This is a genomic window from Paraburkholderia sp. GAS42 (genome assembly GCF_050436565.1).
Lineage (GTDB): Bacteria > Pseudomonadota > Gammaproteobacteria > Burkholderiales > Burkholderiaceae > Paraburkholderia.
Map to the genome: position 1 here is coordinate 18,068 of NZ_JBNDML010000020.1, position 15,346 is coordinate 33,413.

Here is a 15,346-nt window from a genome sequence, read left to right on the forward strand (position 1 = left end):
CCTTTACTGCTGTTCGACCAGCGCGCGTGCTTCGCCCACATGCCCGCGATACGCTTCGAAAATCTTGCGCAGCGCTTCGTCGAAGGTGGAAGTCGGCTTCCAGCCGAGTTCCTGCATCGTATTGTCGATCTTCGGCACGCGGTTCTGCACGTCCTGATAGCCCGCGCCGTAATACGCACCCGACGACGTCTCGACGAGCTGGACCTTCTTCGCCGTTTCCGCGTACTCGGGGAATTCGGCGGCAAGCGCGAGCATCTTGTGCGCGAGTTCCCGCACCGAGAAGTTGTTCACCGGATTGCCGATGTTGTAGATCTTGCCCGACGCGACACCGTTCTTGTTATCGATAATTTTCATCAGCGCATCGATGCCGTCGCCGATATCGGTGAACGCACGCTTTTGCGCGCCGCCATCGACGAGGCTGATGTTTTCGCCGCGCACGATGTGGCCGAGGAACTGCGTGACCACGCGCGAGCTGCCTTCCTTCGGCGTGTAGATCGAGTCGAGGCCCGGGCCGATCCAGTTGAACGGACGGAACAGCGTGAAGTTCAGGCCTTCCATGCCGTAACCCCAGATCACACGGTCCATCAGCTGCTTCGAGCACGCGTAGATCCAGCGCGGCTTGTTGATCGGGCCGTAGGTGAGGGCCGATTCATCCGGATCGAACTGCTCGTCGGAACACATGCCATAGACTTCCGACGTCGACGGAAACACCAGATGCTTGCCGTACTTGACGGCCGAACGCACGATCGGCAGGTTCGCCTCGAAGTCGAGTTCGAACACGCGCAGCGGCTGCTTCACATACGTGGCCGGCGTGGCGATCGCGACGAGCGGCAGGATCACGTCGCACTTCTTCACGTGATACTCGACCCACTCCTTGTTGATCGTGATGTCGCCTTCGAAGAAGTGCATCCGCTCGTGGTTGACGAGGTCGCCGAGGCGCTCGGTCTGCATGTCCATCCCGAACACTTCCCAGTCGGTCGTTTCGAGAATGCGTTTGGACAGGTGATGGCCGATGAAGCCGTTCACACCCAGAATCAGGACTTTTTTCATGAAGGATGGCGGGAAGAATGAATGAGCTGGGCGAATTCGGCGGGGGTGACGACGGTTTCCTGCCCGTCGCGCTGATGCCGCAATTCGTGGATGGCGATCGAGCGACCGTCGCCGCATATCGCAAAAACGGCATTATCGCTTACGTGCAGACCCGGCGGCAAATCTGACTGTATCGCGCCGGGACGTACCAGTCGCGCCCGCGCGACGATAAAACGCTCGCCGTCGATATCCGTGAACGCGCCGGGATACGGCGGCGCGACTGCGCGGATCAGGTTGTAGACCTGCTGCGCGGGCTTGCTCCAGTCGATGCGGCCGTCCTCGGGCTTGCGGCCGCCGAAGTAGCTGCCGTGCGTCAGGTCATTCGGCAGATGCGGCGCTTCTCCCGCAAGCAGCGCGGGCAACACGCGCCACAACGTCTGTTCGGCGGCCACCGTTACCTTGTCGAACACCTGTGCGGCGGTGTCGTCGGGCAGGATCGGCACGGGTGTCTGCGCGAGAATCGCGCCGGCGTCCGGCTTCGCGGCCATTTCATGCAGCGTCGCGCCGGTTTCCGTTTCACCGTTCAGCACGGCCCAGTTGGTCGGCACGCGGCCGCGATATTTCGGCAGCAGCGAGCCGTGCATGTTGTACGCGCCGCGCGCGGCAATCGCCAGCAGGTCGACGGGCAGCATGTGCCGGTAGTAGAACGAGAAGATGAAATCCGGTCGCGCGGCACTTACCGCCGCGCGCAGTTCGGCGCTGCGCGGATCGGCCGGCGTGACGACGGGAATGCCATGCCCGGCGGCCACCGACGCCACGCTGCCGAACCAGATGTTCTCGGTCGGGCTGTCTTCGTGTGTGACGACGAGCGCCACCTCGACGCCGCGCGCGAGCAGCACCTGCAGGCAGCGCACGCCGACGTTGTGATACGCGAAAACGACGGCGCGCGGCTTCATGACTGAGATCCCTGATCGATCAACGGTGCGTTCTGCACATTCTGCACGCCCTGAACGACGGTCTGACGCGGCGTCTGCGTGACCGTCGTGCCGTCGCGCTGTTCGAGGATCGTTTGCACGAGATAGCGCGGCCGCGCACGGACCTGCTGATAGATGCGGCCGATATATTCGCCGAGCAGCCCGAGCGCGAAAATGATCACGCCGAGCAGGAAGAACGTGATGGCGAACAGCGTGAACACACCTTGCACTTCCGCGCCGATGATGAAACGGCGAATCAGCAGCAGCACGAACAGCGCGGCGGATCCGAACGACAGGATCACCCCGATGAACGACAGCCATTGCAGGGGCACCACCGAAAAACCGGTCACCAGGTCGAAATTCAGCCGGATCAGGCTGTAAAGCGAATACTTCGATTCGCCGGCAAAGCGCTCTTCGTGGGCGACCTCGATCTCGACCGGATTTTGCGCGAACGTGTACGCCAGCGCCGGGATGAACGTGTTGATTTCGCCGCAACGGTTGATCGTGTCGATCACCTGGCGGCTGTACGCACGCAGCATGCAGCCCTGATCGGTCATCTTGATGCGCGTGATGCGCTCGCGCAGACGGTTCATCGCGCGCGATGCCTTGCGCCGGAAGAGGCTGTCCTGACGTTGCGTGCGGATCGAGCCGACGTAGTCGTAACCTTCGCGCATCTTGGCGACGAGCTTGGCGATTTCTTCGGGCGGATTCTGCAGATCGGCATCGAGGGTAAGGACGATCTCACCGCGGGATTGCTCGAAGCCCGCGAGAATCGCCATATGCTGACCGAAGTTGCCGTTCAAAAGGATCACGCGCGTCACGTCCGGCCGGGCGCGGAACTGCCCGGCGAGGATGGCGGCGGATTTGTCGCGGCTGCCGTCGTTGATGAAGATCACTTCATACGTCGTGCCAAGCACGTCGAGTGCTGGATACAGGCGCTCGAAAAGGGCAGCAAGACCCTGCTCTTCGTTGTACACCGGAATGACAATCGAGACTTCCGGCGCGACGGCGTGATGTTCCGTATGACTCATTTCCGCTTATTTTCCGTATTGTTCGCAAATTTCATTGACCGCGCGGCAGACACGCGTCACGTCGCCTTCGTTCATCAGCGTGAACAGCGGCAGCGTGACCGTGGTCGCGCCGAAGCGCTCCGCGTGCGGGAACATGCCTTCCTTGAAGCCGCGGGCGCGATACAGCGAAAACAGATGAATCGCCGGGTAATGGACGCCCGAGCCGATCCCGCGTTCCTTCAGTTGCGCCATGAAGCCGGCGCGATCCAGCGACAGCGTTTCCAGCGGCAGCGTGATCTGAAACATGTGCCAGTTGCTGTTCTCGAAGTCCGCTAGCGGCAGGCCCACGCCGAGCTTCACTGCCGCTCCGCCTTCGAAACCAGCGAAATACGCGCGCGCGAGCTTCTTGCGCTGCGCGATGAAGCGTTCGAGGTGCGGCAACTGGCCGAGGCCGACGCGCGCCGCGACGTCGGTCAGGTTGTACTTTCCGCCCAGCACGTCGCAGTCCATGCCGTCGAAGCCGGTTCGCGTGATGCCCTGCAGACGGTATTTCTGGGCGAGGATTGCTTCGTCTTCGTTGTTGAGCACGAGCGCGCCGCCTTCGATTGACGTCAGGTTCTTGTTCGCGTGGAAGCTGAACGACACCATATCGCCGATCTTGCCGATCCGCTCGCCTTTCCACGTCGAGCCGAACGCCTGCGCCGCATCTTCGATCACGCGCAGCTTGTGGGCGCGGGCGATTTCATAGAGACGGTCCATGTTGACCGGCAGCCCGGACAGATACACCGGAATGATCGCCTTCGTGCGCGGCGTGATGGCCTGTTCGAGCAGTTCCAGGTCGATATTGCGCGTTTTCGGGTCGATATCGACGAACACCGGCGTCGCGCCCGTTTCGATGATCACGTTGCTGGTCGCAACCCAGGAAGCGGGCGTCGTGATGACTTCGTCGCCTTCCTTCACACCCGCGATACGCAGGCCGATTTCGAGCGTCGCCGTACCGGAATTGAACGTGCGTACCGGCCGGCCGCCGCAGAAGGCCGACAGCGCCGCCTCGAACTGCTGGTTCTGCGGGCCGGTCGTGATCCAGCCGGAGCGCAGCACGTCGGCGACGCCCTGGATCGTTTCTTCATCGATTTCCGGACGCACGAACGGTAAAAACGGGACGGATGACTGGGTCATGAATGCTGTGCTCTATAAAAATGTGCAAATTGGCGTTTAGCGCGGCCCGGTTTGCCGCTTGAGACCGGCTAGCTTCGTGCAAGCACGACGACACCAACCAGAATGATGCCGATGCCGACCATCTTCTGGATCGACATGATCTCGCCGAACAGATACCAGGCGGCGAACGCGTTGACGACGTATCCGAGCGACAGCATCGGATAGGCAATCGACACGTCCACCCGCGACAACCCCACGACCCACACCGCAACGCTGATCACATAGCAGGCGAGGCCGCCGATGATCGGCGGTTGTGTCGCGAGCCGGAAAGCGACAGGAATGATGTTCGCACGGGTGAATTCAAAGTGTCCAACGGCATTCGTACCGGCCTTGAGCAGCAACTGGGCGCCCGCGTTCAGCGAAACGCCCGCGAGAATACAGAAAAGGGAAATGGGGTTCATCAGCGAAGGGCGGTCCCGTAGTCGATATGTGGGGTCACTGTTGCGGTTTTTCCACGATCACGCGCCGCGAATCGCGCGCGACGACCTGCATCGGCACATGCCGCGCCGACAGATCGTTGAAACGCTGGGTCGTCATCAGGGCGAGCGCATACGGCTCCGAATTCCAGCGCTGGATCCACTCAGCGACGGTCGGCACCCATTTCTGCGGTTCGACGGTCACGCCGAACCGCAGTTCGTCAGGGTTCTCGACCATGATCATCGTATGGCCGACGTAGAAAGGCATCGTATGGTCGAGTACGCCGACGGAGTAGAACGGCGCATCGGGCGGCAGCTTCGCAATGGCGGCGCGCACGGCCGGCGCGAGCGGGGCGCCGGAACTCAGGCGCCCGAACACATCGTGTCCGGTGCCCGCGATCGTGCCGAGCAGCACCCACCCTGCGGCGAACGCAACTGTCGCACCGACGATGCCGCCGCGGCTGCGACGGTTGATCCACAACGCGGCGACCGTCAGCAGGAAAGCCACGCCGAGCGCCGCGAAGACCCAGACCTGGAACGCCCGGTACAGCTCGTTCGGATTGCGCGCATCGCCGGCCCGGCTCAGGAAAATCGCGCCAAACGCGGCGACGACGAGAAACACCGCGTAACCCGCCAGATGACGGCGGAATTCATCGCGTTTCAGGAGCGGCAGATACAAGCCGATCAAGAGCGCCAGCGCGGGCGCGACGGGCAACGTATACGACAGCAGCTTCGAATGCGACGCGCTGAAGAACACAAAGATGAACGCCGACCAGACGATCAGCAGCATCGGCGGCGAAAAGCCGTTCGGCTGACGCGGCACGCGCAGCGCGTGCCGGATGCTCTGCACGCTGACCGACAGCCACGGCAGGAAGCCGACCAGCAGCACGGCTGCGAAATAGTAGAACGGGCCCGGGCGGTTCTGTTCGGGCGTCAGATAGCGCTGGAACTGCTGCACGATGAAGAAGAAGTTCAGGAACTCCGGATTGCGCTGCTGCACGAGCACGAACCACGGCGTCGCGATCACGAAGAACACGATGAGGCCGCTCACCAGATACAGGCGCTTCCAGATCGCCCAGTCGCGAGCGACGAGCGTGTAGAGCACGAGCGCCGCGCCCGGCAGGACCACGCCGATCAGGCCCTTCGACAGCACGGCGAGTGCCATCGAGCCCCAGCACAGCCACATCCAGAGGCGCACCTGGCTCGCGGGCAGATTGGGGCGCTGCGCGAGCAATAACGCGCAGAGCGTGATTTCCATCCAGAGCGACAGGCCCATGTCGAGCGTGTTGAAGTGGCCCATCAGGTTCCAGTAGGGCGCGCTCGCGAGCACGATCGCGGCAAAGATGCCGGTCGCGGCGTTGAAGACGCGCGCGCCGGTATAACCGATGAGCAGCACGCCGGCAAAGCCCGTCAGCGCCGTATAGAGCCGCGCCTGCCATTCGCCGATGCCGAACCAGGCGAACGTCAGCGCGTTCAGCCAGGTTTGCAGCGGCGGCTTCTCGAAGTACTTGTAACCGTTGTAGCGCGGCGTGATCCAGTCGCCGGTCAGAAACATTTCGCGTGCCATTTCCGCGTAGCGGCCTTCGTCGCTCGGCACCAGATGGCGCCAGCCGAGCGGCACGAACCAGACGAGGGCGAGCGCGAGGAGTAGCAGCAGGATCGCTGTACGGTTGAGCGGTAGCCGGGACGGCGTATCGTTCATATGGGGTCAGCCTGTTTGTCAATGCCGCGCGGGCGGCTTTTTGAGGTTGGAATCGATCGCGCTTCAGGTACGCAGCCGACGCGCGGACGCGCCGGACGCTTCAGGCACTATTCAGGCACTCAGGACACGTCGGCCCGGCGACGAATGTCGCGCAGTGTACGTCACCGGCGCGGCACGGAAACCCGTGTTCCATGCCGGCTAGCCTTCGATCAGCAACGCGGCCGCGACCTTGCGGCCCTCGGCCATCAGGATGTTGTAAGTCCGGCAGGCGGCCTTGAAGTCCATCGTCTCCACACCGATGCGATGTTTCGCGAGGGCGGCCGTCAGGCGCGGATGCGGAAAACGCAGGCGCTCGCCGCTGCCGAACACGACGACTTCCGGCGCGGGGGCGATCAAAAGCTCGAAATGTTCGGCGGTCAGCGCTTCGAACGAAGACACCGGCCAGGGGATGACGGGCGCATCCGGCAGCACGAGAATGCTGCCTTGATGGCGCTCGAGGTTGATTTCGACGTAGTCGGGCCCGTAACCGGTAACCGTGTTGAGGGCGCCGCTGGAATCCTGGTGTAGTTTCAAATTTGTGATCCGGGGTCGTCGTGGAGCGTTGTGTCAGATGCAGCGTGGGTTCCAGTGCGGCTGCAGTGCGATACTGCATGCGCCGGTCGGACCGGCGCGCATTGTAAAGGTTTCGCGCAAATTGACACGAAATGGCCGAAAAGGCCCGCCGACGTGGTTGGTGCATTGCGGAAGTCGGCCAAAATCCGCTAAATTATAACTTTTTAGCCGCCCGGCGGCGCCCCCTTGCTTCGCGCGTCGCCACAAGCAGCGCGCGAGCGTTCCGCCAGGCGGCGGACGGGCGCGATCAGACAGGTCCGCACACCCCGCGCATGGACCGGCCCACCCGGGTCCGGTTTTCCGTCTTCAGGCTTTCCCCGGCCGGTTCACCCCGGCTGAACTATCCAGACTGACTTATCTGGCCGATTGATGTGGCTGACTTATTTGGCTGACTAATGTGACTGGTTCACCTGGCTCATTTGCCAGGTCGAATTCGCAGGCTGATTTACAGGACCCCGTGCCCGCCGTGAAACCGATTCTGAAATCCAACAAGCTGTTGAATGTCTGCTACGACATCCGCGGGCCCGTTCTCGAACACGCGAAACGCCTCGAAGATGAAGGCCATCGCATCATCAAGCTGAACATCGGCAACCTCGCGCCGTTCGGTTTCGATGCGCCGGACGAAATCATCCAGGACATGATCCGGAATCTGCCCGTCTCCTCGGGGTATTCCGACTCGAAGGGCGTGTTCTCCGCGCGCAAGGCGATCATGCACTACGCGCAGCAGAAGAACGTGCAGGGCGTCGAGCTCGACGACATCTTCATCGGCAACGGCGCGTCCGAACTGATCGTGATGGCGCTGCAGGGCCTCATCAACGACGGCGACGAAGTGCTGCTGCCCGCGCCCGATTACCCGCTTTGGACAGCCGGCGTGAGCCTGTCGGGCGGCACGCCGGTGCACTATATCTGCGACGAATCGAACGGCTGGATGCCCGATCCGGACGACATCCGCGCGAAGATCACGCCGAATACGCGCGCGCTCGTCGTGATCAACCCGAACAACCCGACCGGTGCGCTGTACTCGGACGAACTGCTGCTGGAACTGATCCAGATCGCGCGCGAACACGGCCTCGTGATCTTTGCCGACGAGGTCTACGACAAGATCATCTACGACGGCAAGACGCACACGGCGATAGGCGCATTGTCGGAAGACGTGCTGACAGTTACGTTCAACAGTCTGTCGAAGAGCTACCGTTCGTGCGGCTATCGCGCGGGCTGGATGTTCATTTCGGGCCTGACCGGCGAAAACCGCCGCCGCGCGAAAGACTATGTCGAAGGGCTGGGCATTCTCGCTTCGATGCGGCTGTGCCCGAACGTGCCGGGTCAATACGCGATCCAGACCGCGCTGGGCGGCTATCAAAGCATCAACGATCTGATCGTGCCGGGCGGCCGCCTGTATAAGCAGCGCGAACTCGCGTACGACATGCTGACGTCGATTCCTGGCGTGACGTGCGTGAAGCCGCAGGCGGCGCTCTACATGTTCCCGCGTCTCGATCCGAAGATGTATCCGATCCAGAACGACCAGCAGTTCATCCTCGATCTGCTGCTCGCTGAGCGCGTGCTTCTCGTGCAGGGTACGGGCTTCAACTGGAATGCGCCCGACCATTTCCGCGTCGTGTTCCTGCCGAACGTCGACGATCTGGCGGATTCGATCAACCGGATCGCGCGTTTTCTCGACGGTTACCGCAAACGGCATATGGCGTAAGGCCAGGTTTTCAAAGGCATCGCCGTCCGCAATACTGTTCCCTTAATCTCTTACACGAAAACACACGCTGCATGGAACCGATCAAAGTTGGACTGCTGGGCTTCGGCACGGTAGGCAGCGGCACCTTCACCGTACTGCGCCGCAATCAGGAAGAAATCAAACGTCGCGCGGGCCGCGGTATTGAAGTCGCACGCATCGCCGTGCGCAATCCGGCGAAGGCGAGCGCGGCGCTTGGCAGCGAAGCCGGCTCCGTGCAGGTCACGGACGACTTCGGTTCGGTGGTCGACGATCCGTCGATCGATATCGTCGCGGAAATGATCGGCGGCACGGGCATCGCGCGCGAACTCGTGCTGCGCGCGATCAGGAACCGCAAGCATGTCGTCACCGCGAACAAGGCGCTGCTCGCCGTGCACGGTACGGAGATTTTCGAGGCCGCGCGCGCAAATGGCGTGATGGTGTCGTTCGAAGCGGCGGTGGCCGGTGGCATTCCGATCATCAAGGCGCTGCGTGAAGGGCTGACGGCCAACCGCATTCAATACATCGCCGGCATCATCAACGGCACGACGAACTACATCCTGTCGGAAATGCGCGACCGCGGTCTCGATTTCGCGACCGCATTGAAGGCCGCGCAGGAACTGGGTTACGCCGAAGCCGATCCGACCTTCGACATCGAAGGCGTCGACGCTGCGCACAAGGCGACGATCATGAGCGCGATTGCGTTCGGCGTGCCGGTGCAGTTCGACAAGGCTTATGTCGAAGGCATCAGCAAGCTCGCCGCGATCGATATCAAATATGCCGAAGAACTTGGCTATCGCATCAAGCTGCTCGGTATCGCGCGCCGCACGGGGAAGGGCATCGAGTTGCGCGTGCATCCCACGCTGATTCCGGAAAAGCGCCTGCTCGCCAACGTGGAAGGCGCGATGAACGCGGTCGTCGTGCACGGCGACGCTGTCGGTTCGACGCTGTACTACGGCAAGGGCGCGGGCGCGGAGCCGACGGCTTCGGCCGTGATCGCCGATCTGGTCGATGTGACGCGTCTGCATACAGCGGACCCGGAACATCGCGTGCCGCATCTGGCATTCCAGCCGGACAGCCTGTCGAGCACGCCGATCCTGCCGATCGACGAGGTGACGAGCGGTTACTACCTGCGTCTGCGTGTCGCTGATGTGACCGGCGTGCTGGCCGACATCACGCGTATCCTGGCTGATTCGGGTATTTCGATCGACGCGCTGCTTCAGAAGGAATCCGAGCAGGTCGACGCGAACGGCAAGGGCGAAACCGACATCATCCTGATTACGCACGAAACGGTCGAAAAGAACGTGAATGCGGCGATCAAGAGAATCGAGGCGCTCAAGACGGTCGTATCGAACGTGACGAAGCTGCGCATGGAAGCGCTGAACTAGGCAGACACATGAACTACATCTCCACGCGCGGCGCCGGTGCCGGCGAGCGCCACACTTTCTCCGACATTCTGCTTGGTGGTCTCGCGAAGGACGGCGGCCTGTATCTGCCCGCCGGATACCCGCGCGTCTCCGCTGACGAACTGGCCCGCTGGCGCACGCTGCCGTACGCGGATCTCGCATTCGAGATCCTGTCGAAATTCAGCGACGACATTCCCGCCGAAGATCTGCGCACGCTCACGCGCCGCACGTACACGGCCGAAACGTATTGCAACGTACGCGACGACGAAAGCGCCGCGCAGATCACGCCGCTGAAAACGCTGGGCGTCGAAAACGGTGCGCCGCTGTCGCTGCTGGAACTGTCGAACGGTCCGACGCTCGCGTTCAAGGACATGGCGATGCAGCTGATCGGCAACCTGTTCGAGTACGCGCTCGCGAAGCACGGCGAGACGCTGAACATCCTCGGCGCGACGTCGGGCGATACGGGCAGCGCGGCCGAATACGCGATGCGCGGCAAGAAGGGCATCCGCGTCTTCATGCTGTCGCCGCATAAAAAAATGAGCGCATTCCAGACGGCGCAGATGTACAGCCTGCAGGATCCGAACATCTTCAATCTGGCGGTTGAGGGGGTATTCGACGATTGCCAGGACATCGTGAAGGCGGTGTCGAACGATCACGCTTTTAAAGCGAAGTACAGGATCGGCACGGTCAACTCGATCAACTGGGCGCGCGTGGTGGCGCAGGTCGTGTACTACTTCAAAGGGTATTTCGCCGCGACGAAGTCGAACGACGAACGTGTGTCGTTCACGGTGCCGTCGGGCAATTTTGGCAACGTCTGCGCGGGTCACATCGCGCGGATGATGGGTCTGCCGATCGAAAAGCTCGTGGTCGCGACGAACGAAAACGACGTGCTCGACGAGTTCTTCCGCACGGGCATCTATCGCGTGCGCAAGGCCGCCGAGACGTATCACACGAGCAGCCCGAGCATGGATATCTCGAAGGCGTCGAACTTCGAGCGTTTCGTGTTCGATCTGCTCGGCCGCGATCCGAAGCGCGTGCTGCAACTGTTCCGTGACGTCGAGGAGAAGGGCGGTTTCGATCTGGCGGCAAGCGGTGATTTCGCGCGGGTGGCGGAGTTCGGCTTCGTGTCGGGACGGAGCAGCCACGCGGACCGCGTCGACGCGATCCGCGACGTGTTCGAGCGCTATGACACGATGATCGACACGCACACCGCCGACGGCCTGAAGGTCGCGCGCGAGCATCTGCAGCCGGGCATTCCGATGATCGTGCTGGAGACCGCGCAACCCATCAAGTTCGGCGAGACGATCCGCGAAGCGCTGCTGCGTGAGCCGGAGCGGCCGGCGGCGTTTTCCGGCATCGAAGCGCTGCCGCAACGGTTCGAAGTGCTGCCGGCAGATGCGCAGCAGGTGAAGGATTTTGTCGCCGCGCACACGGGCGACTGAGCAGGTAACCGGGCGGCCGCCTGAATAAGCGTCGCGTGTGGGTAAGCTGGCGAAGGTTGGAGCGCTGCAAGGCTGAAGGACGGCCATGATGCGGGTCTCGCGATGTGAGGCAGGCGTCATGGCCGTTTTGCCGTCTGCAGCCCTGGCCGGATGGCCAACATGCCGGCGCGTACGCCCGTCAAAGGCCGCTGACCGCTACAATATTCCTTTCGGTCCTGTGCCAGCCCATTCGATGTCCACGCCTCCATCTTCCGCGCCTCGTGCGCCGATGCTCTCGACTGCCGATGCGCTCGTCACGCTTCTGGGCGCAGCCCGCGCGGTCGATGGCGCTGAAACGTTGCCCACGCTCGACGCCCTGAACCGCGTGCTCGCCGCCGACGTCGTCTCGCCGCTTGATGTGCCGCCAATGAACACCAGTTCGATGGACGGCTACGCGGTGCGCGTGGCCGATCTTTCTCAGGGCGATCGCCGGTTGCCGGTGTCGCAGCGCATTCCGGCCGGTCATGCGCCGCAGCCGCTTGCAGCGGGCACGGCGGCGCGCATTTTCACGGGCGCGACGGTGCCGCCCGGCGCGGACGCGATCGTCATGCAGGAACAGGCCGAAGCCGACGGCGCGGAGGTCTCGATCCTGCACACGCCGAAAGCGGGCGAGTGGATTACGCAGCAGGGCGCGGATATCCGCAGCGGGTCGGTGATCCTGCCAGCGGGCACGCGCCTGACGCCGCAGGCGCTGGGGCTGGCGGCGTCGGTCGGAAGCGCATCGCTGAAGGTGGTGCGTCGCGTGAAAGTCGCGGTCTTTTTTACCGGCGACGAACTGACGATGCCCGGCGAGCCGCTGAAGCCCGGTGCGATCTACAACTCGAATCGCTTTACGCTGCGCGGCCTGCTCAAAAACCTCGGTTGCGAAGTAACGGATTACGGCATCGTGCCCGACCGGCTCGACGCAACCCGCGCTACGCTGCGCGAGGCGGCGCAGGCGCACGATCTGATTCTGACCTGCGGCGGCGTGTCGGTTGGCGAAGAAGATCACGTGAAGCCCGCCGTCGAGGCGGAAGGTCGTCTGTCGATGTGGCAGATCGCGATGAAGCCAGGCAAGCCGCTCGCGTTCGGCGCAGTGCGTCGCGCGGGCGAGGCAAATGCAGATGCGTCGGAGTCGAACGAAACGTTTTTCATCGGGCTGCCCGGTAATCCCGTTTCCAGCTTCGTCACGTTCCTTTTGTTCGTCCGCCCGTTCGTCCTGCGACTCGCCGGCGTGCGCACGGTGACGCCGCGCGCGTTGTCGTTGCGCGCCGATTTTTCGCAGTCGAAGGCTGATCGGCGCAATGAATTCCTGCGCGCGCGTGTCAACCCGGCGGGCGGACTCGAGCTGTTTCCGAACCAGAGCTCGGCCGTGCTGACTTCGACAGTCTGGGGGGACGGGCTGATCGACAATCCGCCGAATCACACGATTACCGCAGGCGAAACCGTGCGGTTCATCCCCTTTTCCGAATTGCTGAACTGACGCTGTCGCTAGCGGCATCAGAGACCGAACATGAAGATCCAGCTGAAATATTTTGCGAGCGTACGTGAGGCGGTCGGCATCGCGAACGAATCCGTGGTCATTCCCGACGGTGTCGCCACACTGGGCGATGTCCGCGCCTGGTTGCGTGTGCGCGGCGGCGCGTGGGCAGAGGCGCTGGCCGAAGGCCGCGCGTTGCGCATGGCTTGCAATCATGTGATGACCGATGCCGGCACGCGCATCACCGAAGGCTGCGAAGTTGCATTTTTTCCGCCGGTCACGGGCGGTTGAGAGACGATCGATGACTGTCCGCGTCCAGACTGAAGATTTTGACCTGACAACCGAGGTGGCCGCCCTACGCGCGCTGAATCCGAAGGTCGGCGCGGTGGCGTGTTTCGTCGGTACCGTGCGCGACCTGAACGACGGCCGCGCGGTCGAGACGATGGAGCTCGAACATTACCCGGGCATGACAGAAAAGGCGCTGGAAGCGATTGTCGCTACTGCACGCGAGCGCTGGTCGGGGATCGAAGTGCTGATCGTGCATCGGGTCGGCAAGCTCTGTCCGCTTGACCAGATCGTGCTGGTCGCGACGACCGCCGCGCACCGCGGCGACGCGTTCGCTTCGTGCGAATTCGTGATGGACTATCTGAAAACGCAGGCGCCGTTCTGGAAGAAAGAGAAAACCGAACACGGCGAGCGCTGGGTCGATGCGCGCGTCACCGATGATGCCGCGCTAGCGCGGTGGGGTGTGGATTCGGGGAATGCGGAGTAGCGAGGCGCCGGTCGGCGCGACCCGCTAAGAGCGGCGGCGCGGCGGTCTCGCGTGTTTGTTCGCGGCTCGTTCGTGCAACGTTTTGCCGATCGGTCCGTCTTCTGGACGTGGCCGGAGAGACCGTGCGAACACAGCTGTGCGGCGCCGGACCGTCGCGAGCGGCAGCACCGGCACAGTTCGCTCAATCCCCGGTCGACCGCCCTATGATTTTTGTCGGAAACGGTTCGCCGCGACGGGGCGTGCTCTCACGTGCGTCGTCTTCATCCCTGTGCCGGCGCGGCGCCAGCTGTTCCAGCAGCGCCTTCTGCTCCGCCGGAATCGTGTAATCCCAGCCAAACTTTGACAGTTGCAGGCTCTGTGCGATACGCAACGCGGGTTCCATGAAACGCACCGCCGCCGCCGGCTCATAGCGCGATTCCACTGTGTCGAGGAACAGATAGAGCCAGCGGCTGAAATGCCGCGGCTCGATCCCTGGTAGCGGCTGGTGCGCCTGCTGCACGTTCCCACGGTAACCCTTCTGGCCGAGCACGATGCTCGCCCAGAACGTACACATCTTCGGCAGATGTTCGTCCCATTTGCCGGCGAGCGTCTGCTCGAAGACCGGGCCGAGCATCGGGTCGGCCTGCACACGGTCATAGAACGCATAGACGAGCGCGCGGATATTGTCTTCAGTCGGTTCGGGTTCGCGCACGGCGGCTGGCAAGGGCGGGAAGGACGGATTCATTCGGTGACCACGGTGAAAAGCGTCAACGCGCAAGGGACGCGAGGCGCGGGGCAATGAGTGAAGCACAACAGGGTGGACGCATCTCGCTCGCGACCGCGGGGACCCCGCACGTCGCGTGACAACCTCCAGCGCCCGGCACGAATAGTCGCATCCAGGCGGCATGTTATTGCGTACATAGTGGATCGACAACCTTCGCGCCGACGCGATGATGGTCCTCGTCCGTTCACTCCGGACTGGCGCTGTCATCCGCTTTTGCCGCTAGTGCAACTCCCCTGCCATGAGATTAACTGACTATACCGATTACTCGGTGCGCGTGATGCTCTACCTCGCAGTCCGGCGCGATGGACTGTCGACGATCCAGGATATTTCCGATGCGTACGGCATTTCGAAGAATCATCTGATGAAGGTCGTGCAGCGTCTCGGCGAACTCGGCTGGATCGAGACCACACGCGGCCGGAACGGCGGCCTGCGGCTCGTCGAGCGATCGGAATCGCTGACGATCGGCCAGATCGTGCGGGCCACCGAGCACGACTTTGCACTGGTCGCATGTTTTGCCGCCGGGCAACACGCGGGGCGCGACGGCAAGCCATGCTGCGTCATTCAGTCGCAATGTGGTCTGAAGGGCGTCCTCGAAGCCGCGCGCGATGCATTTTTCGCCGAACTCGACCGTCACACAATCGGCGAACTGGCGCAACCGGCCGCGCCACTTGCCGCGCTGCTCGGTATCGGGCAGATTGTCCCGATCGCGCAGGTCGCCAGAGCGGCATCAGGCCGGCGCTGAAACGAGCGTCGGCGGTTTGTTGGTGTATTCGTCAAAAAAACT

Annotated in this window: 15 protein-coding genes; 7 read left to right on the forward strand and 8 right to left on the reverse strand. The window is 62.8% G+C overall.

The window, feature by feature from the left end:
• Positions 1-3: 3 nt before the first annotated feature.
• The 7 genes from P3T16_RS26030 to P3T16_RS26060 form a co-directional block, all read right to left on the reverse strand.
• Positions 4-1,050, reverse strand: a complete 1,047-nt coding sequence (locus P3T16_RS26030; protein WP_429256484.1) for a bifunctional UDP-4-keto-pentose/UDP-xylose synthase — start codon at positions 1,048-1,050, stop codon at positions 4-6.
• Positions 1,047-1,985 carry a formyltransferase gene (locus P3T16_RS26035; protein WP_429344466.1) on the reverse strand — a complete coding sequence of 313 codons (939 nt, stop codon included), beginning with the start codon at positions 1,983-1,985 and terminating at the stop codon, positions 1,047-1,049. Before P3T16_RS26035 ends, P3T16_RS26030 begins: the two co-directional genes overlap by 4 nt.
• The gene (locus P3T16_RS26040) at positions 1,982-3,034 is read right to left on the reverse strand and encodes a glycosyltransferase (RefSeq protein WP_429256482.1); all 1,053 of its coding nucleotides are present in this window, start codon (positions 3,032-3,034) and stop codon (positions 1,982-1,984) included. Before P3T16_RS26040 ends, P3T16_RS26035 begins: the two co-directional genes overlap by 4 nt.
• 6 nt (positions 3,035-3,040) lie before the next feature.
• Positions 3,041-4,192 carry a DegT/DnrJ/EryC1/StrS family aminotransferase gene (locus P3T16_RS26045; protein WP_429344467.1) on the reverse strand — a complete coding sequence of 384 codons (1,152 nt, stop codon included), beginning with the start codon at positions 4,190-4,192 and terminating at the stop codon, positions 3,041-3,043.
• A 68-nt stretch (positions 4,193-4,260) separates the two neighbouring features.
• Positions 4,261-4,632 carry an SMR family transporter gene (locus P3T16_RS26050; RefSeq protein ID WP_429256480.1) on the reverse strand — a complete coding sequence of 124 codons (372 nt, stop codon included), beginning with the start codon at positions 4,630-4,632 and terminating at the stop codon, positions 4,261-4,263.
• 34 nt (positions 4,633-4,666) lie between these two features.
• On the reverse strand, positions 4,667-6,349 hold the full coding sequence (locus P3T16_RS26055; protein WP_429344468.1) for a glycosyltransferase family 39 protein: 1,683 nt from the start codon (positions 6,347-6,349) through the stop codon (positions 4,667-4,669).
• A gap of 198 nt (positions 6,350-6,547) precedes the next feature.
• On the reverse strand, positions 6,548-6,922 hold the full coding sequence (locus P3T16_RS26060; RefSeq protein ID WP_429256478.1) for an Mth938-like domain-containing protein: 375 nt from the start codon (positions 6,920-6,922) through the stop codon (positions 6,548-6,550).
• Positions 6,923-7,418: 496 nt separating this feature from the next.
• Between P3T16_RS26060 and P3T16_RS26065 the strand changes: the two genes are divergently transcribed.
• The 6 genes from P3T16_RS26065 (at position 7,419) to P3T16_RS26090 (ending at position 13,799) form a co-directional block, all read left to right on the forward strand.
• Complete coding sequence (locus tag P3T16_RS26065; RefSeq protein WP_429344469.1) at positions 7,419-8,666, forward strand: pyridoxal phosphate-dependent aminotransferase; 1,248 nt, start codon at positions 7,419-7,421, stop codon at positions 8,664-8,666.
• Between the two features lie 71 nt (positions 8,667-8,737).
• Positions 8,738-10,069 (forward strand): homoserine dehydrogenase, encoded by a 1,332-nt coding sequence (locus P3T16_RS26070; RefSeq protein ID WP_429256476.1) that lies wholly within the window; start codon positions 8,738-8,740, stop codon positions 10,067-10,069.
• A gap of 8 nt (positions 10,070-10,077) precedes the next feature.
• Positions 10,078-11,529 (forward strand): threonine synthase, encoded by a 1,452-nt coding sequence (gene thrC, locus P3T16_RS26075; protein ID WP_429344470.1) that lies wholly within the window; start codon positions 10,078-10,080, stop codon positions 11,527-11,529.
• Positions 11,530-11,761: 232 nt separating this feature from the next.
• A complete protein-coding gene (locus P3T16_RS26080) occupies positions 11,762-13,030 on the forward strand; it encodes a molybdopterin molybdotransferase MoeA (RefSeq protein ID WP_429344471.1) in 1,269 nt (422 codons plus the stop codon).
• Between the two features lie 30 nt (positions 13,031-13,060).
• Positions 13,061-13,318 (forward strand): molybdopterin converting factor subunit 1, encoded by a 258-nt coding sequence (gene moaD / locus P3T16_RS26085; protein ID WP_429256473.1) that lies wholly within the window; start codon positions 13,061-13,063, stop codon positions 13,316-13,318.
• A gap of 10 nt (positions 13,319-13,328) precedes the next feature.
• The gene (locus P3T16_RS26090; protein WP_429344472.1) at positions 13,329-13,799 is read left to right on the forward strand and encodes a molybdenum cofactor biosynthesis protein MoaE; all 471 of its coding nucleotides are present in this window, start codon (positions 13,329-13,331) and stop codon (positions 13,797-13,799) included.
• Positions 13,800-13,980: 181 nt separating this feature from the next.
• Here the strand turns inward: P3T16_RS26090 and P3T16_RS26095 are convergent, their stop codons facing one another.
• Positions 13,981-14,523: a group III truncated hemoglobin gene (locus tag P3T16_RS26095; protein WP_429256471.1), complete on the reverse strand. Its 543-nt coding sequence runs from the start codon at positions 14,521-14,523 to the stop codon at positions 13,981-13,983.
• 277 nt (positions 14,524-14,800) lie between these two features.
• Here P3T16_RS26095 and P3T16_RS26100 point away from each other — a divergent pair, with 277 nt between their 5' ends.
• Entirely contained in the window at positions 14,801-15,304 is a 504-nt protein-coding gene (locus tag P3T16_RS26100) for an RrF2 family transcriptional regulator (RefSeq protein ID WP_429344473.1), read from the forward strand.
• Positions 15,305-15,346 lie beyond the last annotated feature (42 nt).